The following is a 21353-nucleotide window of genomic DNA, read 5'->3' on the forward strand; positions in this document are numbered from 1 at the left end:
AAGAAAAGGAGCACACCGGATGAGAATACATACTCTAGAAAAAACGGATAGTGATCAGTTAAAAGGTCTCTTTGATGTTGACTGTGAAGCCATTGAAGAAGTGCATCCATTCCCTTCTGATGTTGCTTGGCAAAGGTTAATGAATCATCCTTCAATCACTAACTAAACTATTTAACAGTGGACACTACTCCATGCAAAAGATGAAGAGAAGGTGATAATCATGTCAAATTTACCAATTGGTTACTTGATTACCGTTCTTTTTCTCGCTTGGTGCACTTATTTCGTAGTGGCGCCGACCCATTGGCCGCGTACCTGGCGTTCTTTCGGGACTTATTTTGAGGTAATCAACGAAGTCCCCTTTCTAGCTCTTTTTTGGCTGATGAGCTCGACTTACTTGGCCTTCAGTGAAGGAGATTTAGCTCATCCAATAGGGAAGATAGCGTTTGGATTAGCCCTGTTAGTGATTGGGGGATTAGTGGTGATTATCTACTGGGGCTTGCAATCAGCTGCGGCAGTCCGTCGTGCCTTGGATGACGGTCTGGGGGAAGGCTGGCAAACTATACTGCCAGCTAAAATGGAGAAGCAATTCCAGAAGAAGTTTACTGCAAAGGCACTAATAGTGCCTTTCTTTAACCGACGTTTCGATGTTCAGAGAACGGCGAATATTCGCTATGGTGATGCGGGAGAAAGAAATCCAATCGATGTGTACCGGTCTCGTTTCCATTCAAATGGCGGTCCCGTCTTAATTCATTTACACGGGGGAAGCTTTGTGAGCGGACGGAAAAATACTCAATCGCTGCCACTGCTTTATGAACTGGCGAGCAGAGGGTGGGTATGCATCAGTGCCAATTACCGTCTCAGCTTTGAGGGTACGTTTCCTAACCATTTGATCGACGTGAAAAAGGTAATCGCTTGGGTGCGTGAGCACGTAGAGGAGTATGGTGCTGATCCTAGCAACCTCTTTTTGGCAGGGAATTCTTCAGGGGCTCACATCGCCGCGATGGCAGCACTCACTCCTAACAATCCACGCTTCCAGCCGGGTTTTGAAGATGTAGATACTACCATTACAGCCGTCATCTGTCAGGGCGGCTACTATGGTTCCATTGCCAAAAAGATAGTGGCGCCTTCATCGCCTATGGCCTATATTGATAAAAATGCGCCACCATTTTTTATAGTCCATGGCGACCGAGACCGCATTGTTCCTGTAGAACAAGCTCGTGGTTTTGTGAACCAGTTGCGAGAAAAGACCAGTAGGCCCGTTGTTTACGTTGAACTTCCTCATGCTAGTCACACCATTGACCTCTTTCATTCCTTGAGTTCTCAAGCTATCTTACAAGGCGTCCAGGCTTTCACGACTTGGGTGCGGAGCAATCAGGAAAGACCATCAAGAGAAGCTTCGAAGAAGTAGGGAAGGATTGTAGGTCTATTAAGTCTGTAAATATGAGTCGCAAATAAGTAGACCGGTTAAAATCAGCGGTAAATCTTTGGTTCCCAGTACTAATAGAGTTTTTTTGGGGGGCTATGTTAAAATAATTATACGATACATCCCCTATGGGGTGGGTTTATTCGCTCCTTGTATGGCTCTGGTCTTTGCCATGGGAATGAGTCCAGATGCAGCGTTCCCCTCTTTTTAAGAATTCGCATTAATTCTTTACTTGTTTCTTTTAGTTCGTCGCCTAGCGCCACAGTTCCAATAGCTTGACCTTCTTCTGCTAAAATACTCAAGGTTGCACCTTTTGTAACTTCAATATCTAAAGATTTGCCATAGGCTTTTTGACTAATCAATTCATATTTTCTTCCATTTGCTTGACCTTCAACCCCTGCACCCGAAACCACATCAATGGAATCAAAGGAAGTAGCTTGCACATTTTGTTCTGCGGCATATTTCACAACGGACTGGGCAATTGGGTGACTAGACCCGCCTTCAATACCGGCCAATAGTGCAATAATATCTTTTTCTGTATATTTATTGTCGAGTACAGCTACATTGAGTACTTTAAATTCGCCTGTTGTCAGTGTACCGGTTTTATCTAAAATCATTACGTCTGACTTTGTCGTTAGTTCTAAAGCTTCACGGTCTTTTACTAGTAATCCGCGGGTCGCTCCTAAGGTAGTACAGTGCGCAACAACCAAGGGAATAGCTAGGCCTAATGCATGAGGACAAGCAATAACTAATGTTGTCACCGCAAAAAGGATGGCTAATTGTAAGTTAGTGGTGAATAACGAAAACGTAAAGGCGATCAAAGCAATTACGATCGCTATATAGAATAGCCAACTGGCTACTTTATGAGCGATATTTTCGGCTCGAGAAGGTTGGCTTTGAGCTTCGCTAATGAGTTTTTGTACTTGAGAAATGAATGACTTATCTCCCGTTTCTTTTACTTCTAGATAGAGCAACCCTTGTCCGTTTGTCGAACCACCAATTACTTCATCACCAATATTTTTTTTAATCGGTTTCGATTCACCCGTTAGCAGCGCTTCGTTGACTCGAGACTCTCCTCTGATAAGGATACCGTCAGCTGGTACATTTTCTCCTGCTTGGACGCGAACGATATCTCCTACCTTCAATTCTGAGACAGGACGCGTTTCAATTGATTCATCTTCTAATACCACGTGTGCATCTTTAGGTACCAGCGCCGCCAAAGCTCTCTGGGCATCTCCGGCTTCTCTGACAGCTTTCATTTCAATCCAATGACCTAGTAGCATTATTAAGAGCAATGATGAAAATTCAAAGAAAAAGTCCATCACATGGTCGCCGGTAACATAGGTAGCAACGACTGCGTAGATACTATATAAATAAGAAACGCCTATTCCTAAAGAAACCAGAGCCATCATATCCGGCTGTTTTTGTTTAAATTCATCGACTGCCCCTTGGAAAAAAGGTCTTCCACCATAAATAATGAGTATCGTAGATAAGGCACTCACTACAATATTCGAATAGGGAAAAGTAAACTGAAATGGAAGTTTGAAACCAAACATAGGAGATAACAGCATAACAATGACTCCTAAAGGTAACGACTTCAAGAAAAGTTCCTTAAAGTTTCCGTGATTGTGATGGGCATGGGCACCTCCGTCTCCATGGTTATGATGTTCATGATGAGTGTGGTCATCATGCATTCCTTGTTCTACTTGTTCTTCGTGAGCAGCGTGTCCCACATGATGTTCAGGTTCTTCCTGATTATGAAGAGAGTGGCTATCAAGTCCATTATGATTATGTTTCATCCTAAATCCCTCCCTTTTATTGTCTACACGTGTAAACTTAAATTCATACTACACCCCTGCATCACATGTGTCAAGTAAGAAGTGTTATTAAAATAATGATTACATAAGTCATCGAAAAGTTTGAACTACACTATGGTACAACCATCGTATGGTATAACATCAACAAACATCGAGTACGGTTATGTTTGCAACTCAGATTGTTTAATAGAGTATAAATTCAAATTAAGTAAAAGATTGAAAGCTAAAGTTTTCTTTTCTCACTCAATTACTAGTAAACATAATAAGAGAGGTAATGGGAAAAATTGTCTCCACCTTTAATTAAAAAAACGCTTGACATTTAACGTTTACGATAGTAGACTATGGCCAGTGAATAAGTTTACTGGTGTAAACAAAGGAGGTAAGAACATGACAGCAATAGTGTCAAATCCCCATATAACAGAAGCAGAATGGGAAGTAATGCGTGTCGTCTGGGCGAATACACAGGTGGTTAGTAAAGATGTCATTTCTATCTTGGAAGACAAAATGAACTGGAAACAAGCCACTACCAAAACATTATTAGGTCGTTTGGTGGAAAAAGGTGTGCTGAATCCAGAACTAGAAGGTAGAAAATTTGTTTATACCGCAAATATTAAAGAGAAAGATGCTGTAAGGAGTTTTACAAATGATATTTTCGATCGTATCTGCCGAAAAAATGTCGGAAATGTATTAGCGAGCATTATCGAAGATCATCCTTTAAGTTTCGATGATATTCAACGGTTAGAAGAAATGTTAGAGAAGAAAAAGACTTTCGCAGTAGAAAAGGTTGATTGTCAGTGCGTAGAAGGTCAATGCGATTGTAATTTACATCACCATTAAATATAAGGAGCGAAAAAATTGGAGCGAAAATCATTTGCCACAGAGGGTATGACCTGTGCATCTTGTGCTCAAACAGTAGAAAAAGCAGCAAAAAAAGTGTTTGGAGTGACTAATGCTTCTGTAAACCTTGCCACAGAGAAGTTGAATATAGAATACAATGAACCAAGTTTTTCAATACAAAATTTAAAAAAAGCTGTGGATGATTCAGGGTATGAAGTGGTCATTCAGGGGGGAATAATGCAGACCTTTGCAATTGAAGGCATGACCTGTGCGTCATGTGCACAGACAATTGAAAAAGCTGTCGGAAAGTTGTTGGGCGTAGATAGAGCTTCAGTGAATCTAGCGACAGAAAAAATGCAAGTTTTCTATAACCCTTCAGAAGTATCTGTAGCTGATTTAACTAGTGCTGTTTCTAATAGTGGGTATGCAGCAGTATTAGAAACTACCGAGACTCATGATAAATCACGATCAGAGCAACGTGAGAAAAAAGAAAAAAGAAAAAAACAACTTTCAAATCGTTTCAAACTATCAACTATATTTACGATTCCTCTATTAATTATATCCATGGGTCCCATGGTAGGTATGCCCTTACTAAATATCGTTGACCCATCGATAAATCCATTAAATTTTTCACTTTTGCAACTCATTTTGACAGCACCGATAATGGTAGTGAGCTGGGAATATTTCCGGAGAGGGTTCAAAAGCCTATTTAAAGGGCATCCGAATATGGACTCATTGATTGCGCTTGGTACGGCTGCCGCTTTCGTCTACAGTCTTGCAGCGACGATTGGGACTGGCCTGGGTTACGGTAATTTCTCAGAATTACTCTACTATGAAGTGACCGGGGTTATATTGGCTCTTCATACTTTAGGACTATTTTTAGAAGAGCGATCAAAGGGGGAAATGTCCTCAGCTATTGAAAAATTAGTCAGCTTAGCTCCTAAAACTGCTCGAGTGATACGGGATGGTATAGAATAGGAAATTACTGTGGACGAAGTCGCTCTAGGAGATGTTATTCGAGTTCGTCCAGGAGAAAGAATGCCTGTAGACGGTGTTGTTGTTGAGGGACGCACTTCAGTCGATGAATCAATGCTGACTGGAGAAAGTATTCCCGTAGAAAAGGAAGATGGAGACGAGGTTATGGGAGCCAGTATAAATAAAAATGGGTCAATTGTTTATCGGGCGACTCGGGTGGGGAGTGATACAACTCTATCCCAAATCATAAAACTGGTAGAAGATGCTCAAGGATCCAAAGCACCAATTGCTCGATTAGCTGATATCATTACCGGATATTTCGTGCCGATTGTTATAGCGTTAGCGATTTTAGCAGGAATCGCATGGCTAATTGCAGGGCAAACAGGTATATTTGCTTTATCCGTTGTCATTACAACTCTGGTCATTGCTTGTCCATGTGCCTTAGGTTTGGCGACTCCAACAAGTATTATGGTTGGAACCGGAAAAGGGGCAGAACATGGTGTCTTGATAAAAAGTGGTGAGGCGTTAGAAACCACTCATAATTTAGACACGATTGTATTTGATAAAACAGGGACACTGACAGAAGGTAAACCTATCGTGACGGATATTTTGGTAACTCCTCTTATTACTAAAGAAAATCTTTTATATTATGCAGCTTCCGGTGAAACAGGTTCTGAACACCCATTAGGCGAAGCCATCGTACAGAAATCAATAGAAGAGAACATGACATTAGCTAAACCAGATCATTTTGAAGCGATTCCTGGACACGGGATTCGAGTTGAAATTGAGGGCAAAGATATGTACATTGGAAACCGTAAACTGATGCTAGAGCAAAAGATTGATTTATCAAGTATGGAAAAAGAATCCGATCGTTTAGCAGACGAAGGAAAAACACCGATGTATCTCTCTGTTGATGGAGAACTAGCTGGAATTATCGCAGTAGCTGACACACTCAAGGAAAATAGTATGAAGGCTGTTAAAGAACTTAAGAAACGCAATATTGAGGTAATCATGATTACTGGAGATAACAAACGAACAGCCAAAGCGATTGCTAAGCAAGTGGGTATAGACAGTGTATTAAGTGAAGTATTACCTGAAGATAAAGCAGAGGAAGTCAAAAAACTACAAGAGGCAGGCAAGAAGGTAGCGATGGTTGGAGACGGCATTAACGATGCACCCGCATTAGCTCAAGCAGATGTCGGAATTGCAGTTGGATCAGGTACAGACGTGGCGATTGAATCGGCTGATATTGTCCTTATGCGTAATGATTTAACCGCTGTATTGACTGCGATTGATTTAAGTCATGCAACGCTTCGAAACATTAAACAAAACTTGTTCTGGGCTTTTGCTTACAACCTTGTAGGTATTCCAGTTGCGATGGGTCTCTTGTATATTTTTGGCGGACCATTGATGAGTCCAATGTTTGCGGCAGTCGCCATGAGTTTCAGCTCCGTATCGGTCTTGCTCAATGCTTTACGGTTAAGACGATTCAAACCAGCAGTTGTTTAGAAAACACGTAGCTTATCTGGGATTTAAACTTCTTCCTATTCTATATAATAGGAGAAGATAAAAATAAAAAAAAAGGGGAATAAAATAATGAAAAAAGAAGTCTTATTAGATGGCGTAAAATGTGCAGGTTGTGCGAACACGGTACAAGAAAAATTTTCAGCTATTGAAGGGGTTGAATCTGTAGAGGTTGATTTAGCGACTAAAAAAGCAGTACTTGAAAGTCAAACAGAGATTGATACCGAAACGCTCAATGCTGCTTTAGCAGAAACTAACTATTCAGTATTAAGTGCATAAAGTACGAATACCATTTATTCATAGATAGTAGATAGAGATAAAGTATAGAACCCTTTTCATGAGAATTATATGCAGTGTTAGATGAGAGGGTTCTAAAACTTTAAAATCAGTCTCTAATCTAATAAGGAGGAATTAAAAATGAGGAATAACAAAAAACATTCGTCACATAGTCATCATAATCACGGCGACATGGATCACTCAAAACACGACCATAATGAAATGGAACATCACGGGGGGCATCACGATCATCATGCTGGTCATGACCACAGTGGGCATGGCGGGCACGATCATCACCACCATGGAGATTTCAAGGAAATATTTTTAAAATCATTGCCTATGGGAATTATCATTATGATTTTATCGCCTATGATGGGGATTTCGTTACCATTTCAGTTTACATTTCAGTATTCTGATATATTGGTGGTTCTTCTCTCTACGATTTTGTACATTTATGGAGGTAAACCTTTCTATATGGGGGCAATAGATGAGTTTAAAGAAAAAGCTCCTGGAATGATGGCTCTTGTCACTCTTGGTATCTCTGTATCCTACTTTTACAGTGTTTATGCAGTCATTGCTAGATATGTGACTGGTGAACATGTGATGGACTTTTTCTTTGAATTTTCTTCATTAATATTAATCATGTTGTTAGGTCACTGGATTGAGATGAAAGCTGTTGGAGAAGCAGGAGATGCACAAAAGGCATTGGCTGAGTTGGTGCCGAAAGATGCTCATGTTGTATTGGAAGACGATTCAATTGAAACACGTCCAGTTGCTGACTTGCAAGTAGGTGATTTGATTCGTGTTCAAGCCGGAGAAAATGTTCCGGCAGATGGAACCATTCAGCGCGGCGAATCACGTGTTAACGAAGCACTTTTGACTGGGGAATCGAAACCAATTGAAAAAAATCCCGGAGATGAAGTTATCGGTGGATCAACCAATGGTGACGGAGTCCTCTATGTAGAAATACAACAAACGGGCGATAAGTCCTTCATATCTCAGGTTCAGACATTAATCAGTCAAGCTCAAAGCCAACCATCTCGGGCAGAAAATCTTGCACAAAAAGTTGCAGGATGGCTCTTTTATATTGCGGTTATTGTAGCGCTTATTGCCCTTGTTATATGGATGATTATCGCTGATGTATCAACGGCAGTTATTTTTACAGTCACCACATTAGTTATTGCTTGTCCGCATGCGCTGGGTCTGGCTATTCCATTGGTTACCGCACGTAGTACCAGCTTAGGGGCCAGTCGGGGATTATTAGTGAAAGACCGCGAAGCTTTGGAGTTGACTACAAATGCAGATGTTATGGTTTTAGATAAAACGGGAACTTTAACGACTGGTGAGTTTAAAGTACTAGATGTTGAACTCTTTAATGATAAATATACGAAAGATGAAATTGTTGCGTTATTGGCAGGTATCGAAGGCGGATCTAGTCATCCTATCGCTCAGTCAATTATCAGTTACGCAGAACAGCAAGGTATACGTCCAGTAAGTTTTGATTCGATTGATGTTATTTCCGGCGCTGGTGTAGAAGGTCAAGCTAACGGACATCGTTATCAATTAATCAGTCAAAAAGCATACGGACGTAATCTAGATATGGATATTCCAAAAGGAGCAACCCTCAGTGTCTTAGTAGAAAACGACGAAGCAATCGGTGCTGTAGCTTTAGGGGATGAATTAAAACCAACAAGTAAAGAATTAATACAAGCCCTTAAAAAGAACAACATTCAACCCATTATGGCTACGGGTGACAATGAAAAAGCGGCTCAAGGAGCGGCAGAAATTTTAGGTATTGATTATTTGGCTAATCAATCTCCTCAAGATAAATATGAATTAGTTGAAAAACTTAAAGCAGAAGAAAAGAAAGTTATCATGGTCGGTGATGGGGTCAACGACGCACCTTCTCTTGCATTAGCAGACGTTGGTATAGCTGTTGGTGCGGGAACTCAAGTAGCATTGGATTCAGCCGATGTCATCTTGACACAGTCAGACCCGGGCGACATTGAATCCTTTATCGAGTTGGCTCAGAAGACCACACGTAAGATGAAAGAAAATCTTGTTTGGGGAGCAGGGTATAACTTTATCGCAATCCCAATAGCTGCAGGAATCTTAGCACCAATCGGCATAACATTAAGCCCAGCAGTCGGTGCCGTCTTGATGTCACTTTCGACTGTAATTGTTGCCATCAATGCTATGACATTGAAATTAGAGCCAAAATAAACAGTTATTTGGCACATGAAATAATTGAATGACCTTATCGTGTAAAAATACAATAGTTTCACAGGAAAGGAAGAGATGAAATGATTTAAAAAATCATCTCTTTCTTTTTTTAGTTTATAAGGAGGAAAAATTATGAGGCTGGTCCTTTTAGGGTTACCTGGTGCTGGGAAAGGCACCCAAGCTAAAAGAATCGCAGAGGAGTACCACCTGACGGCTATTTCAACTGGTGAAATGTTACGAGAAGCAACCAAGGTGAAAGATACATTCGGACTCAGAGTGCAAGAATATATGAATAAAGGAGAGCTAGTTCCAGATGAGTGGATAAACTCATTGGTTAAGAGTCGCTTACAAGCAAAAGATGTTGAAAATGGCTTTGTTCTGGATGGTTACCCACGTACCCTACAGCAAGCAAAAGTGCTCGAAGCTTACCTACAAAGTCAAAATCAGAATTTAGACGCTGTTTTCTTTTTAGATGTAAGTCAGGATACGTTAAGACATCGGTTAGCGCAACGAGGGAATCTTCGTTCAAAAGAAAAACAAGGAAATTCCCAAATCGAAGCAAAAAGGGAAAAAATTCGACTGGATGACAAACCAGAAGTGATTGAAAATAGGCTACACATTAATAAGGAATTAATGGAATCACTTATTCACTTCTACAAGGAGCAAAATCTGCTTTACGTTATCAATGGTGAAGGGGATTTTGACAATGTGTTTGACAATATAAATGAGGGTTTATTGTCTGTAAACACATAACTACACAAATTGAACTTAAATTATGTGATTTAAAACAATTAACTAATGTAAGCTATGAAGGGGATTGAAGAATGAATGTTTTACTTAGTGTAATCGATCCAGTTGCTATTTCAATTGGCCCGATAAAAATTTATTGGTACGGAATTATTATTGCTCTAGCGATGCTGATCGGCATTTCATTAGCTACAAAGGAAGCTCAAAAACTGGGACTTGAAGAAGATACCATGGTAGATATGGCATTATGGGCCATACCAATTGGCTTTATCGGTGCCCGACTTTATTACGTTTTATTCAAATGGAACTACTATATACAGAATCCGAGTGAAATCATCGCAATCTGGAATGGTGGAATTGCCATTTATGGGGGGCTAATTGCGGGTGGTCTCGCAGTATACTGGTTTGCAAGAAGAAAGAAAATGACGCTAACTCTTTTACTAGACATACTGGCACCTAGTGTCCTCCTAGCTCAATCGATTGGTCGCTGGGGAAATTTTATCAATCAAGAGGCCCACGGTGGAGCAGTGAGTCGCCAATTTTTAGAAACTCTTTATTTACCAGAGTTTATTATTGAACAGATGAACATAAATGGTACCTATTACCACCCGACATTTTTGTATGAATCGTTATGGAGTTTATTAGGTTTTATCCTTCTTATTATCCTAAGGAATCAGAAAGGCCTATTACGTCGAGGAGAAGTTGCCCTCAGCTATGTCATTTGGTATTCATTTGGACGTTTTTTTATAGAAGGTATGCGCACCGATAGTTTATGGATTGGGGATATTATGCGAGTTTCACAAATGCTATCGCTCGTGCTGTTTATTAGCGCAATCATTCTTTTGGTTTATCGTAGGAGAGATTACCCATCAAAACCCTTTTACTCAGAAAGCTTAAAACTGTCTAAAAAGTAAAAAGTTCAAATATAAGTATTTAATTAGTCAGAAGGAAATAACGGTTGAGTCATTGTTTTAATTGGTTGAATCAACTTGGGATTAGTTCATTTCTATTAAAAGGGCTATTTTGGATAGGGCTGGTTATTGTGGCTGTCTATTTGATTGGTCGATGGTTGTCTAGCTTTACTTATTCAGATTATCGCGAAACACCGTTAGAAATCCTTCAAAAAGAGTTCGCTAGAGGCAATATAACAGAAGAAGAATATTTAATAAGAAAAAAATATCTTTAGTGATTAAAAAAGCGCTGAAAACTAAAAAAAGAAAAGGGGGGATTGTAATCAAAAATTTGTTAAAAATGATGAAGCCCTTTGATATTATTATTATTTTTCTGTTGGTGGCTCTTTCTTTTAGTCCGATGGCTATCTATTCTGTTCAGAATTCTCAAAATGAAGGCGATAAGATATACGCAGTTATATCGATCGATGGCGAAGAAGTCGATCGTTTCCTTTTAACAGGAAACGAAGAACATAAACTGATCACTTATTACCCTGCTCCTGGTCAATATAACATCATCTAAATCGATGGAGAAAGAATTCGGAACAAGGAAGACAATAGCCCGCAACAAATTTCCGTTAAAACGGGTTGAATACAAAGTCCCGGTGAGACGAGTTTGAATATTCCACATCGACTGTTAATTGAAATTATCTCTGAAAATCCTGAAGATACAGAGATAGATATTGTGTCCTGACGGAAGTGATTCTCTAAAGGGAATTAGAAATGTTTTAAGTACAAATGATTGACACTGCTTACTGATAAGCATAAAGTACTTATGCGACAAGTCGTTTGCAGTTGTTAGTAGCTAATTTTAAGTTGATAGAGGCATATAGACAAATGGCTTAACCTTCTGATAGAATTCTCATGAAGAGAAGGAGAATTTATATGATGAATTGTAAAATTAAGTGCGACAAATAAAGAAACCCATAACAGGTTCGTGTAAGATGTTAGTAACGACAAAAACATACACACGGAGGTCCGTTATGAGCTACGCACATCTTACCATAGAAGAACGTTCAAAAATAGAGATACTCTACCAAGAAGGCTATAAAATTAATCACATCGCCCAATTAATCGGTCGCCATCGATCAACGATTTATCGAGAACTTAAGCGGTGTCCCACAGAACAATATAAAGCCCAGGATACTCAAGAAGCTGCCAATCAACGTGCACGTCATAAGGGGAGAAAGCCAAAACATACATCCAAGCTTCTTGAAGATATTCAAGATAAATTGGAACGCACGTGGTCACCGGAACAAATTATTGGACGAGATTATGAGGGGAAACTTTCCTTTAAATCCATATATAACTGGATTTACCAAGGAATCTTAAAGGTATCCTTAGATGTTTTAAGACACAAAGGAAAAAGTCGTCAACCACAAGAAACGCGAGGCAAGTTTAATATCGGTACGCCCATTTCGAAACGGCCCAAATCAGTAAAGAATAGACAAGAGTTCGGGCATTGGGAACTGGACACAGTGGTTTCTTCTCGAGGCCAGTAAAGGCTGTTTAGCGAGCTTTGCAGAAAGAAAAAGCCGTTTATATATCGCTTTACCTATGCCAAATCGCTCTAAAGTTTCCATGCATACTGCGATTGAAGAACTGAGAGAAAGCTTACCAAAAGAGGCTTTAAAGACCTTCACCTCAGATCGCGGGAAAGAATTTGCTTGTTACGCTGAGGTCGAAGCAGCAGGGATTGATTTTTACTTTGCCGATGCTTATAGTGCTTGGCAAAGAGGAACCAATGAGAACGCGAACGGTTTACTATGTGAGTTCTTTCCTAAGAAAACAGACCTCGCTAAAGTGACGCACCGAGAACTCTTCCAAGCCTTGTGGTTAATGAATAATCGACCTAGGAAATGTCTAGATTACCGAACACCCTTGGAAGTATTTTTACACGAACTCTTGTTAATTGAATAAAGATAAATTATTTGTCGCAATAATTATTGCAATTCAACATATAATAATTAGATTACCGTACCAGATAGCGAATAGAATTTATTACCTATCGATGATACGGACATGCGTACCATAAGTAAAGAAAAGTAAACCCACCACCAAGCAGATAAGTCTTACACCCAAAACCAGGATGCTAAGTTAGCAGTAGATACATAGAAAGTCAAAATCTTTAATGATAAACTATACAAAAGTCACTAATCATCAGTCATTCAAAAAAGGAAGCGGGATAAGATGAAAACTGTAAAAATTGCTGGAAGAAATGTATTAGCTATAGGATTTGGAACTTGGCATATGGGTGATCATGCGAAATCAAAAGAGCAAGAGATTCAAGCGATTCGAACGGGAATTGAAGCTGGCATCCAAGTGATTGATACGGCAGAGATGTATGGAAGCGGAAGGTCTGAGATGTTAGTAGGAGAAGCGATAAAGCCTTACAGGCGTGAAGACTTATTCCTAATATCTAAAGTACTACCATCCAATGCATCCAAACGGCAATTATCAAAAAGCTTAGATGCGAGTTTAAAACGCTTAGGGACAGATTACTTAGACCAGTACTTGTTGCATTGGCGTGGCAGTGTGCCATTAAGTGAAACCGTTGAAGCCTTAGAAGAACAAAAACAAAAAGGAAAAATTAAATCTTGGGGTGTGTCCAACTTGGATACCGATGAAATTGAAGAGATTTTAGCCTTGGAACAAGGCGCACAGTGCCAGTCTAACCAACTTTTGTATAACATTGGAGAGCGTGGCATTGAGTTCGACCTACTCCCCTTCATGCGGCAGCATAATATACCACTAATTGCCTATTCACCAGTTGCACAAGGAGATAGTTTTGGGGCAGGTTTTACGAAACAAAAAGTAATCATTGCTATGGCACAAAAGTATCAAAGCGATGTTTATCAACTTGCATTAGCCTGGTGTATTCGCGATGGGAATACGATTGCGATTCCTCAATCATCTAATCCAGATCATGTACGTTCTAATGTTCAAGCAGCAACAATTGAGCTAACGCAAGAAGACTTAGAACGCATTGACCAATTGTATCCAAAACCATCTAGAAAAGAACATTTAGCAATGATTTAATCGGATTATTTAAATAAATCAGGAAGGCACGCAGATTTGTTCGCTCGAGGCATATCAATCGAAAATAAAAAAGCATGAACGCTTTTGTGAACGCAATTTCGACATACTTTTATCATACAGATGTGTTAAGAACCCTATAAATTTTTAAAACCATTTATATAATAAATACCCCTGCTACACCACCATCATTGTCCCAACCCCCTAAATATGATATGGTTATACCACAATATACATATAGGAAGTGAAGCAATGGCAGGCCATTCAAAATGGAAAAATATACAAGGACGTAAAAACGCACAAGATTCAAAGCGCGGAAAGATTTTTCAGAAATTATCGCGTGAAATTTATATGGCGGCAAAACAGGGCGGGGACCCTGAAATGAATCCCGCCCTACGCTTGGCTTTGGATAAAGCCAAGTCGGCCAATATGCCCAATGACAATGTCCAACGGGCGATCAAACGGGCAACTGAAGCTGGAGCGGGCGAAAACTATGATGAGGTAACGTACGAAGGCTACGGTCCCAATGGCGTGGCTGTTTTAGTTCAAACGCTGACGGATAACCGTAATCGCACCGGCAGTAATATCCGCACAGCCTTCACCCACAACGGTGGCACGCTGGCTGAACGCGGCTCGGTCGCTTTCCAATTTGAGCGTAAAGGCTACATCGCCATTGAACGCCAAAACCTAGACGTCGATGAAGATACCATGTTAATGGCTGTCTTAGAAGCGGGCGGGGATGAACTGATAACCTCAGACGAGGCGTTTGAAATTTTTACAGCACCCGCAGATTTTATTGATGTCCGCGACGAGCTTGAGCAAACCTACCCCCTTGCGCAAGCCGAATTGACCATGACCCCGACCGTCACCATTGATTTAGATGCCGAAAACCTGGCAACCTTCGAGAAAATGATCGACGCCCTCGAAGACGATGACGACGTCACAGACGTCATCCATAATGCCAATTATTAAAATAAATCTCTCACCTTCATTCCGAAGGTGGGATTTTTTCATCAAAACTTGACCCCCGTCAATAAAAGAAAAATAAATATCCCCTATACTGAACTCTATAAGTACTAAAAAATAGAGAAGAGGTATAGAATGAAGAGATTTTGGAAGACACTACTAGTAATCGCACTATTTCTAGGTATTGGTTATACGGTTGGCGACCAATTCTACTCCCAACGATTTGCTAGAAATACCACCTTTGCCAACGTTGATATTAGCCATTTAACTGTGGAAGCAGCTAATGGAAAAATAACCCAAGAAATAATGAGTAACACCCTTACCTTAACGGAAGATGGAACGCCACTAGCAACTATTCAATTAGCAGACTTAGAGCCGCAAATCAACATCTTCGACCAACTTGATTCTCTTCTTCAAGAACAGAATCAAACCTCTTGGGTGACGGGACTAGTAACGGCGATTGAACTTGATGGCTTTAATGCAGGCAATTTAGATATCAATCCCCAAACAGTGAGCCAAGCAATTGATGATGCGCTCCAACTTACAAGCCAAGAGCGCCAAGTACCACAAAATGCCTACATAGCTTACTCCCAAGACACAGGTTATTACATAGAACCCGAGCAAACGGGGACGCAAATTGATGAAGAGAAGCTGAGATATTTAGTTTTAGAGGCTTTTCAAGGAGGGGAAACGACCGTTGAAGTGAGCGACGCTTATCGCCAAGCTGAAATCACCGCAACCAATGAAAACTTACAAGCCGAATGGAATCAAATCCAAGCCTATAACGACCTTCAAATCACACTGTTGATTGCCGGATATGAAGAAGTCATCACGCCGGAACGCATCTTAAGCTGGCTTTACCTAGATGAAAATAATCAAGTGACCTTTGATGAAACCATGATTTTTGATTATCTAGGCACACTCAACGACCAATACGCCACCTACGACGACTACCGTTACTTTAACAGTACCTTACAAGGACAAGTCCAACTTGTTCCAGGCACCTTGGGTTGGTCAATTGATCGTGAAGCGGAGACCCAAGCGATTCTCTCAGACTTAGATGCTGCTGTCCCTGTCGTCCGTGAACCGGCGATTGTGGGTGTTGGCTACAACGGCACCTTAGATGACATTGGCACAAGTTACATCGAAGTGGATATCTTAAACCAAACCATGTTCGTCTACATTGACGGCGTTCAAGTCCTTGCGACCCCCGTCGTGACCGGACAAATCGGCACAAATACCATTCCAGGCGCCTACGCCATCTGGAACCTAGAATCGCCCTCAGCCCTCGTTGGCTACAATCCGCGCACCGAACGTGATTACGTGCAGCCCGTTGACTATTGGCTGGCCTTTGACGATACCGGCCAAGGCATCCATGATGCGAACTGGCAGCCCTCCTTTGGTGGCGACGCCTACCTTACCAACGGCTCCCTCGGCTGCGTCAACACGCCGCCCGACATCATGCCCCTCGTCTTTGACTACGCCTACCCCGGCATGCCCGTGATCGTTTTTGAATAAATACCCTGCAAATAGAATCCGAAACTTTGCTTTACGCTTACATTTCTGATAGGCTTTAATTAGAATAAATTTCACTATTTTATAGGAGGAGATTGTTATGACCGAAGAATGGTTACCAACCCTTAAGACAGACACCCCTCAAGAAGGCTACGAACTAGCCATGAAACTAGCGCGCAAAGCTGTTGGTCTCACGCAACCCGATCCCGAAATTCGCAAAATGTTGCGCCCAACCTATGCCAACAATGCCGATAGCCTAACCTTTGCCTCCCAAGTTGTCGCCATCCATTTCCAAACCGTCGCAGCCGCTAATAACTATTGGAACTAAGTGAAGAAATACGCCCTCTCAAACGTTCAGGTTTAGAAGGCGTATTTTTTGTTTGTCGTGAAGTCAACCTGAAAGGATTCGCAGTTAAAAATTTTAAATTTGGGTGGGTAAGTAGTTTAAAGAGCACATACCCTTCTGAGCAACTAGAAATACAAGTGAAAATGCATTGCGGTCGCTTTAAGCCAAAAAAGAAGGTTTTCAACCGCTTCTTTGGTCGCTAGTACAGACATTTTTCATGTCGGTCGGTAAGCCACTGTCTAAACAAAGGCTTGACAAGTTGGCTATAATGAACTTAAATAGTAATTATTACTATTTAAACACTGCGATTAAACAAATGTATTGCAGGTGTGGGTGTATAAGGAGGCTTATGGGTGGCAGAGGGATTTATTTTGTTTTGTGTGGTTATTATGTGGCCGATGTTGTTTAGTGTGCCGGTTTTGTATGGGCGGTATGCGGCGAAAGTGGGGGATACGCTTTTGATGACGACGGTGGCTTTGTTTGTTGCTTTTTTGGCGTGGGTGATTTTGGGTTATTATTTGACGTTTGCGCCGTCGGTATCGGTTGAGGGTTATGGGCAGTATTTGACTCAATTGCAAGCGGGGGATAGTCGTTTAATTTTAGCGGTGGTTCTACAAGCTTGTTTTTTCCTTTATGCGGTTGGGATGTTTGTGGGCACCTTGATGCATCGGGTGGAATGGCCATTTTTTATCTTATTCGTGCCTTTATGGTTGCTATTGGTTTATGTGCCGATTGCGCGTTTGCTGTGGAATCCGCAAGGTTTCTTACACCAAGCAGGCGCCCTTGATTTTTCTGGGGGCTTGGTCGTGCACGTGTCGGCAGGCTTTACCAGTCTGTTGCTTGCGTGCTATTATAATGATAAGGAATCGGAAATCCGCATCCAACGAAGCGGTGCACAGACGTTATCTATCCATTATTTGGCAACCATCTTAATCAGTTTTGGTTGGTTTGGCTTCAATTTAGGGCCGATTGATAATTTAGACAAACAATTAGGTCTCGTTTTAATCAATACCATTTTAGCCATCATTGGTGGCTCAGCAGGTTTCCTCTTATATCGAAGACGGACGGTGACTATCGATGATCTTATGTCTGGAATGATTGTGGGCTTGGTTACTTCTACGGCTTTGGTGGGCTATGTGCGGCCATTGGAGATGCTGGTTGTCACGGTCGTGAGCGGACTGGTAGTTTGTTTTCTAATGGAGCGTCTGCAACTAAATGATCCGGTGGACTCCTTCGTGATGAATGGGGTTGGAGGATTAGTCGGCGCGCTCGGGAGTATTTTGTTGGTGAATCCAGCACTGACACCCGACGGACAGGCAGGGGTATTTATTAGTGGGGTTGGTTTGAAGGGTTTTCCTTTGTATCAAGGCATTGCGATTGTATTAACCATTCTGATTAGTTTAATCGGGACGTATTTAGCTTTAATTGTGACCGACGATTATTTAAGAGAAAGAAGGAGTGAATGATGGAGCGTTCTTCATTAATAACGATTTTGGGGGCTGGCGCTGCAGGGATTGGTGTGGCGGTTGCTTTGAAGCGGTTAGGCATGGATCAGTTTCAGGTTATTGACAAGGGCAAGATTGGACAATCTTTTCGTCATTGGAATAAATACACCCGCTTTATTACGCCGTCTTTTAATACGTCCGGGTTTGGTTTTCCGGACTTAAATGCGATTACGCCGAATACGTCGCCGGGGATGTCTGCGGGAAAAGAGCATCTTTCGGGTCCAGAGTATGCCAGCTATTTGGAGGAGGTGGCCGCTTATTTTGATGTTACGGTCCACACACAAGAGGAAATCATTGGCATTCAAAAGACGGATGAGGGGTTTAAATTATGGAGTAAAGATAATCAATATTATTCCAAATATCTCATTTTGGCGGTGGGCGATTTAAGTTTTCCCAACACCCGCAATTTAAAAGGGGCGGAGCATGGGGTTTTATATGCGGACTTAGGTGATTATAGTCGTTTAGGGGAAGCTTCGGAGTATGCGATTATCGGTGGCAATGAATCAGGTTTTGATGCGGCGATTCAGCTTGCTAAACAGGGCAAGCGGTCGGTGATGTATGCGCGTCATGCGAGTCTGGATTCTGAATCGTCTGACCCTAGCTTGGGTCTGTCGTTATATACCCGCGAAAGATATCATGCGGTTAAAGATAGGATTCGTATTGTTCGGGGGGTTCGAATGAATGAAATCCTGGTGACCGATGAGGGTTTTCAGTTGGTGAGTGAGCAGGGTGAGCGTTACGCTACGCAGGCAGCACCGATTGTAGCAACGGGTTTTGCGGCAACGCAATCTCCACTAATAAATAATTTGTTTGAAGTAGAGGGTAATCGGGCGGTGTTGACAGGTCTTGATGAATCGACGCTACATTCGAATTTGTTTATGGTGGGACCTCAAGTCGAGCATGGGCAGGTTGTCCTGTGTTTTATCTACAAGTTCCGTCAACGCTTTGCGGTCATTATTGATGAGATAGCCAGCCGGGAAGGGCTAGAACTTAGGGAGTCCGCCATTCAAGACTATTTGGATAACCAAATGTATCTGACGGATTTGGATAGCTGTGGAACTGACTGTGTCTGCTAGTGCAAGTGCTAGTGGGATGAAAGAAGGGGTTTGGTCATGAAAACAGATAAAACGACTAGTTGGGATGATCGATACAGTCAAGAAGCGTACGTCTATGGCGAAGAAGCGAACGTCTTTTTACAAGAAAAAATATCTCTGCTTGAAACGATCGACGACGTCTTGTGTATTGCTGAAGGCGAAGGACGCAATGCGGTCTTTTTAGCGGAAGCCAATAAAACGGTGACCGCATGGGATTATTCCAACGAAGGCTTGAAAAAAGCGCGCAAATTAGCGGAAAAAAAACAGGTGACCATAAAAACCGAACAGGTTGATTTAGCGCATGTCGAGTGGGAAGCGAATCAGTGGGATGCCGTCGTCAATATCCACGGCCACTTTAATCCGCAGGATCGCCAAAGGATATTGCAAGGCGTCCAAAGAACCATCAAGCTGCAAGGTTATTACATTTCAGAGGTCTACTCCACCGACCAACTGCGTTTCAAAACCGGCGGCCCAAAAAATATCGCTATGTTATATGATCCGATTGAATTATTGGAGCTATTCAAGGGTTGGCGCATCATTCACTTTTTTGTAGGTGAAACCGTTCGAAATGAAGGTGCGATGCATCATGGCGCTGGCCATGTTATCCAAATGATTTTTCAGAAAATTTAATCATCTATGTGAGATGCCCGCTTAAATCGGAAGATTTGAGCGGGTGTTTTTATGTGGCAGGGAGAGAGGGGGTGTTTGACAAGTTATTAGTGAGAATTTTCGTCTTATAACCTAATTTTCCGGATGTGGATTTCAGGTGTGTTCCGGCAAGTTGGTTTGCCGGCCTTCCCGGGAGAATGACGTCCGGCAAATTGTAGGAATAAGGTGTGAAAGCCAAATGCCGGACGACGATTTCAGTTGTGCTCGCCAAATGAAGTGCGGTTTGGCTGTCACTAGTAAATGGGAAGTGGATGACAAGACAAGAGTGAGAATTTTCGTCAAATATCTTAATTTGCCGGACGTGGATTTTAGCTGACATCCGGCAAGTGCGTTTGCCGGCCTTCCCGTGAAAATGACGTCCGGCAAATTGGAGTGATAAGGTGTATATGTCAAAAAGCCGGACGTCGATTTCAGATGACATCCGGCAAGTTCGTTTGCCGGCCTTCCCGCGAAAATGACGTCCGGCAAATTGGAGTGATAAGGTGTAAATGTCAAAAAGCCGGACGATAATTTCAATTGTAATCCGGCAAGTTGGTTTGGCGGCCTTCCCGCGAAAATGACGTCCGGCAAATTGTAGGAATAAGGTGTGAAAGCCAAATGCCGGACGACGATTTCAGTTGTGCTCGCCAAATGAAGTGCGGTTTGGCTGTCACTAGTAAATGGGAAGTGGATGACAAGACAAGAGTGATAATTTTCGTCAAATATCTTAATTTGCCGGACGTGGATTTTAGCTGACATCCGGCAAGTGCGTTTGCCGGCCTTCCCGTGAAAATGACGTCCGGCAAATTGGAGTGATAAGGTGTATATGTCAAAAAGCCGGACGTCGATTTCAGATGACATCCGGCAAGTTGGTTTGCCGGCCTTCCCGCGAAAATGACGTCCGGCAAATTGGAGTGATAAGGTGTAAATGTCAAAAAGCCGGACGATAATTTCAATTGTAATCCGGCAAGTTGGTTTGGCGGCCTTCCCGCGAAAATGACGTCCGGCAAATTGTAGGAATAAGGTGTGAAAGCCAAATGCCGGACGACGATTTCAGTTGTGCTCGCCAAATGAAGTGCGGTTTGGCTGTCACTAGTAAATGGGAAGTGGATGACAAGACAAGAGTGATAATTTTCGTCAAATATCTTAATTTGCCGGACGTGGATTTTAGCTGACATCCGGCAAGTGCGTTTGCCGGCCTTCCCGTGAAAATGACGTCCGGCAAATTGGAGTGATAAGGTGTATATGTCAAAAAGCCGGACGTCGATTTCAGATGACATCCGGCAAGTTGGTTTGCCGGCCTTCCCGCCAAAACGACGACCGGCAAGATGGAGCGATAGGGCGTATATGTCAAAAAGCCGGACGACAATTACAGCTGATATCCGGCAAGTTCATTTGGCGGCCTTCCCGCGAAAATGACGTCCGGCAAATTGTAGGAATAAGGTGTGAAAGACAAATGCTGGACGACGAT

Annotated in this window: 18 protein-coding genes and 3 pseudogenes; 19 read left to right on the forward strand and 2 right to left on the reverse strand. The window is 41.9% G+C overall.

Translation table 11 applies throughout. From position 1 onward, the window contains the following. The first annotated feature begins 19 nt into the window (after window positions 1–19). On the forward strand, window positions 20–166 hold the full coding sequence (locus tag NRE15_RS10220; protein ID WP_313792782.1) for a hypothetical protein: 147 nt from the start codon (window positions 20–22) through the stop codon (window positions 164–166). Window positions 167–220: 54 nt separating this feature from the next. Further along, window positions 221–1408 (forward strand): alpha/beta hydrolase, encoded by a 1188-nt coding sequence (locus NRE15_RS10225; RefSeq protein ID WP_313792783.1) that lies wholly within the window; start codon window positions 221–223, stop codon window positions 1406–1408. Between the two features lie 218 nt (window positions 1409–1626). Here NRE15_RS10225 and NRE15_RS10230 read toward each other — a convergent pair. Further along, a pseudogene (locus tag NRE15_RS10230) lies at window positions 1627–3222 on the reverse strand (HAD-IC family P-type ATPase); the annotation flags it as partial. Window positions 3223–3627: 405 nt separating this feature from the next. Here NRE15_RS10230 and NRE15_RS10235 point away from each other — a divergent pair. From NRE15_RS10235 to NRE15_RS10310, 16 genes and pseudogenes are all read left to right on the forward strand, one after another. Beyond that, entirely contained in the window at window positions 3628–4077 is a 450-nt protein-coding gene (locus tag NRE15_RS10235; RefSeq protein ID WP_313792784.1) for a CopY/TcrY family copper transport repressor, read from the forward strand. Between the two features lie 18 nt (window positions 4078–4095). Continuing rightward, a pseudogene (locus NRE15_RS10240) lies at window positions 4096–6561 on the forward strand (heavy metal translocating P-type ATPase). 87 nt (window positions 6562–6648) lie between these two features. Continuing rightward, window positions 6649–6855: a copper chaperone TcrZ gene (gene tcrZ, locus NRE15_RS10245; protein ID WP_062532177.1), complete on the forward strand. Its 207-nt coding sequence runs from the start codon at window positions 6649–6651 to the stop codon at window positions 6853–6855. 138 nt (window positions 6856–6993) lie between these two features. Further along, window positions 6994–9075 carry a heavy metal translocating P-type ATPase gene (locus NRE15_RS10250; RefSeq protein WP_313792785.1) on the forward strand — a complete coding sequence of 694 codons (2082 nt, stop codon included), beginning with the start codon at window positions 6994–6996 and terminating at the stop codon, window positions 9073–9075. Window positions 9076–9207: 132 nt separating this feature from the next. Then, on the forward strand, window positions 9208–9828 hold the full coding sequence (locus tag NRE15_RS10255) for an adenylate kinase (protein ID WP_313792786.1): 621 nt from the start codon (window positions 9208–9210) through the stop codon (window positions 9826–9828). Between the two features lie 71 nt (window positions 9829–9899). Beyond that, window positions 9900–10736, forward strand: coding sequence for a prolipoprotein diacylglyceryl transferase (gene lgt / locus NRE15_RS10260; protein WP_313792787.1), 837 nt, complete (start codon window positions 9900–9902; stop codon window positions 10734–10736). 44 nt (window positions 10737–10780) lie between these two features. Further along, complete coding sequence (locus tag NRE15_RS10265; protein ID WP_313792788.1) at window positions 10781–11008, forward strand: SHOCT domain-containing protein; 228 nt, start codon at window positions 10781–10783, stop codon at window positions 11006–11008. Further along, entirely contained in the window at window positions 11008–11295 is a 288-nt protein-coding gene (locus NRE15_RS10270) for a NusG domain II-containing protein (RefSeq protein WP_313792789.1), read from the forward strand. The genes NRE15_RS10265 and NRE15_RS10270 overlap by 1 nt, the downstream gene beginning before the upstream one ends. Before the next feature lie 460 nt (window positions 11296–11755). Continuing rightward, window positions 11756–12692 (forward strand): annotated as a pseudogene (locus NRE15_RS10275) (IS30 family transposase). Window positions 12693–12962: 270 nt separating this feature from the next. Next, window positions 12963–13811 carry an aldo/keto reductase gene (locus NRE15_RS10280; protein ID WP_313792790.1) on the forward strand — a complete coding sequence of 283 codons (849 nt, stop codon included), beginning with the start codon at window positions 12963–12965 and terminating at the stop codon, window positions 13809–13811. A 249-nt stretch (window positions 13812–14060) separates the two neighbouring features. Further along, window positions 14061–14780 carry a YebC/PmpR family DNA-binding transcriptional regulator gene (locus tag NRE15_RS10285; RefSeq protein WP_313792791.1) on the forward strand — a complete coding sequence of 240 codons (720 nt, stop codon included), beginning with the start codon at window positions 14061–14063 and terminating at the stop codon, window positions 14778–14780. Between the two features lie 129 nt (window positions 14781–14909). Beyond that, window positions 14910–16292, forward strand: coding sequence for a L,D-transpeptidase family protein (locus tag NRE15_RS10290; protein ID WP_313792792.1), 1383 nt, complete (start codon window positions 14910–14912; stop codon window positions 16290–16292). Window positions 16293–16389: 97 nt separating this feature from the next. Beyond that, on the forward strand, window positions 16390–16617 hold the full coding sequence (locus tag NRE15_RS10295) for a hexameric tyrosine-coordinated heme protein (protein WP_313792793.1): 228 nt from the start codon (window positions 16390–16392) through the stop codon (window positions 16615–16617). A gap of 371 nt (window positions 16618–16988) precedes the next feature. Continuing rightward, on the forward strand, window positions 16989–18101 hold the full coding sequence (locus NRE15_RS10300) for an ammonium transporter family protein (protein WP_313792794.1): 1113 nt from the start codon (window positions 16989–16991) through the stop codon (window positions 18099–18101). Beyond that, window positions 18101–19216: an NAD(P)/FAD-dependent oxidoreductase gene (locus NRE15_RS10305; protein WP_313792795.1), complete on the forward strand. Its 1116-nt coding sequence runs from the start codon at window positions 18101–18103 to the stop codon at window positions 19214–19216. The genes NRE15_RS10300 and NRE15_RS10305 overlap by 1 nt, the downstream gene beginning before the upstream one ends. 36 nt (window positions 19217–19252) lie before the next feature. After that, window positions 19253–19864, forward strand: coding sequence for a class I SAM-dependent methyltransferase (locus tag NRE15_RS10310; RefSeq protein WP_313792796.1), 612 nt, complete (start codon window positions 19253–19255; stop codon window positions 19862–19864). Between the two features lie 132 nt (window positions 19865–19996). Here the strand turns inward: NRE15_RS10310 and NRE15_RS10315 are convergent, their stop codons facing one another. Continuing rightward, window positions 19997–20743 (reverse strand): hypothetical protein, encoded by a 747-nt coding sequence (locus tag NRE15_RS10315; RefSeq protein ID WP_313792797.1) that lies wholly within the window; start codon window positions 20741–20743, stop codon window positions 19997–19999. Window positions 20744–21121: 378 nt separating this feature from the next. Here NRE15_RS10315 and NRE15_RS10320 point away from each other — a divergent pair, with 378 nt between their 5' ends. After that, a complete protein-coding gene (locus NRE15_RS10320) occupies window positions 21122–21301 on the forward strand; it encodes a hypothetical protein (protein WP_313792798.1) in 180 nt (59 codons plus the stop codon). Window positions 21302–21353 lie beyond the last annotated feature (52 nt).

Origin of the sequence: Fundicoccus culcitae (assembly GCF_024661895.1) — a bacterium.
Classification (GTDB): Bacteria; Bacillota; Bacilli; order Lactobacillales; family Aerococcaceae; genus Fundicoccus_A; species Fundicoccus_A culcitae.

Bases quoted from the DNA above. Each gene is read 5' to 3' on its own strand.
- NRE15_RS10220 (WP_313792782.1), top strand. From the start codon at position 20: ATGAGAATACATACTCTAGAAAAAACGGATAGTGATCAGTTAAAAGGT.
- NRE15_RS10225 (WP_313792783.1), top strand. From the start codon at position 221: ATGTCAAATTTACCAATTGGTTACTTGATTACCGTTCTTTTTCTCGCT.
- NRE15_RS10235 (WP_313792784.1), top strand. From the start codon at position 3,628: ATGACAGCAATAGTGTCAAATCCCCATATAACAGAAGCAGAATGGGAA.
- tcrZ (WP_062532177.1), top strand. From the start codon at position 6,649: ATGAAAAAAGAAGTCTTATTAGATGGCGTAAAATGTGCAGGTTGTGCG.
- NRE15_RS10250 (WP_313792785.1), top strand. From the start codon at position 6,994: ATGAGGAATAACAAAAAACATTCGTCACATAGTCATCATAATCACGGC.
- NRE15_RS10255 (WP_313792786.1), top strand. From the start codon at position 9,208: ATGAGGCTGGTCCTTTTAGGGTTACCTGGTGCTGGGAAAGGCACCCAA.
- lgt (WP_313792787.1), top strand. From the start codon at position 9,900: ATGAATGTTTTACTTAGTGTAATCGATCCAGTTGCTATTTCAATTGGC.
- NRE15_RS10280 (WP_313792790.1), top strand. From the start codon at position 12,963: ATGAAAACTGTAAAAATTGCTGGAAGAAATGTATTAGCTATAGGATTT.
- NRE15_RS10285 (WP_313792791.1), top strand. From the start codon at position 14,061: ATGGCAGGCCATTCAAAATGGAAAAATATACAAGGACGTAAAAACGCA.
- NRE15_RS10290 (WP_313792792.1), top strand. From the start codon at position 14,910: ATGAAGAGATTTTGGAAGACACTACTAGTAATCGCACTATTTCTAGGT.
- NRE15_RS10295 (WP_313792793.1), top strand. From the start codon at position 16,390: ATGACCGAAGAATGGTTACCAACCCTTAAGACAGACACCCCTCAAGAA.
- NRE15_RS10305 (WP_313792795.1), top strand. From the start codon at position 18,101: ATGGAGCGTTCTTCATTAATAACGATTTTGGGGGCTGGCGCTGCAGGG.
- NRE15_RS10310 (WP_313792796.1), top strand. From the start codon at position 19,253: ATGAAAACAGATAAAACGACTAGTTGGGATGATCGATACAGTCAAGAA.
- NRE15_RS10315 (WP_313792797.1), bottom strand. From the start codon at position 20,743: ATGTCATCTGAAATCGACGTCCGGCTTTTTGACATATACACCTTATCA.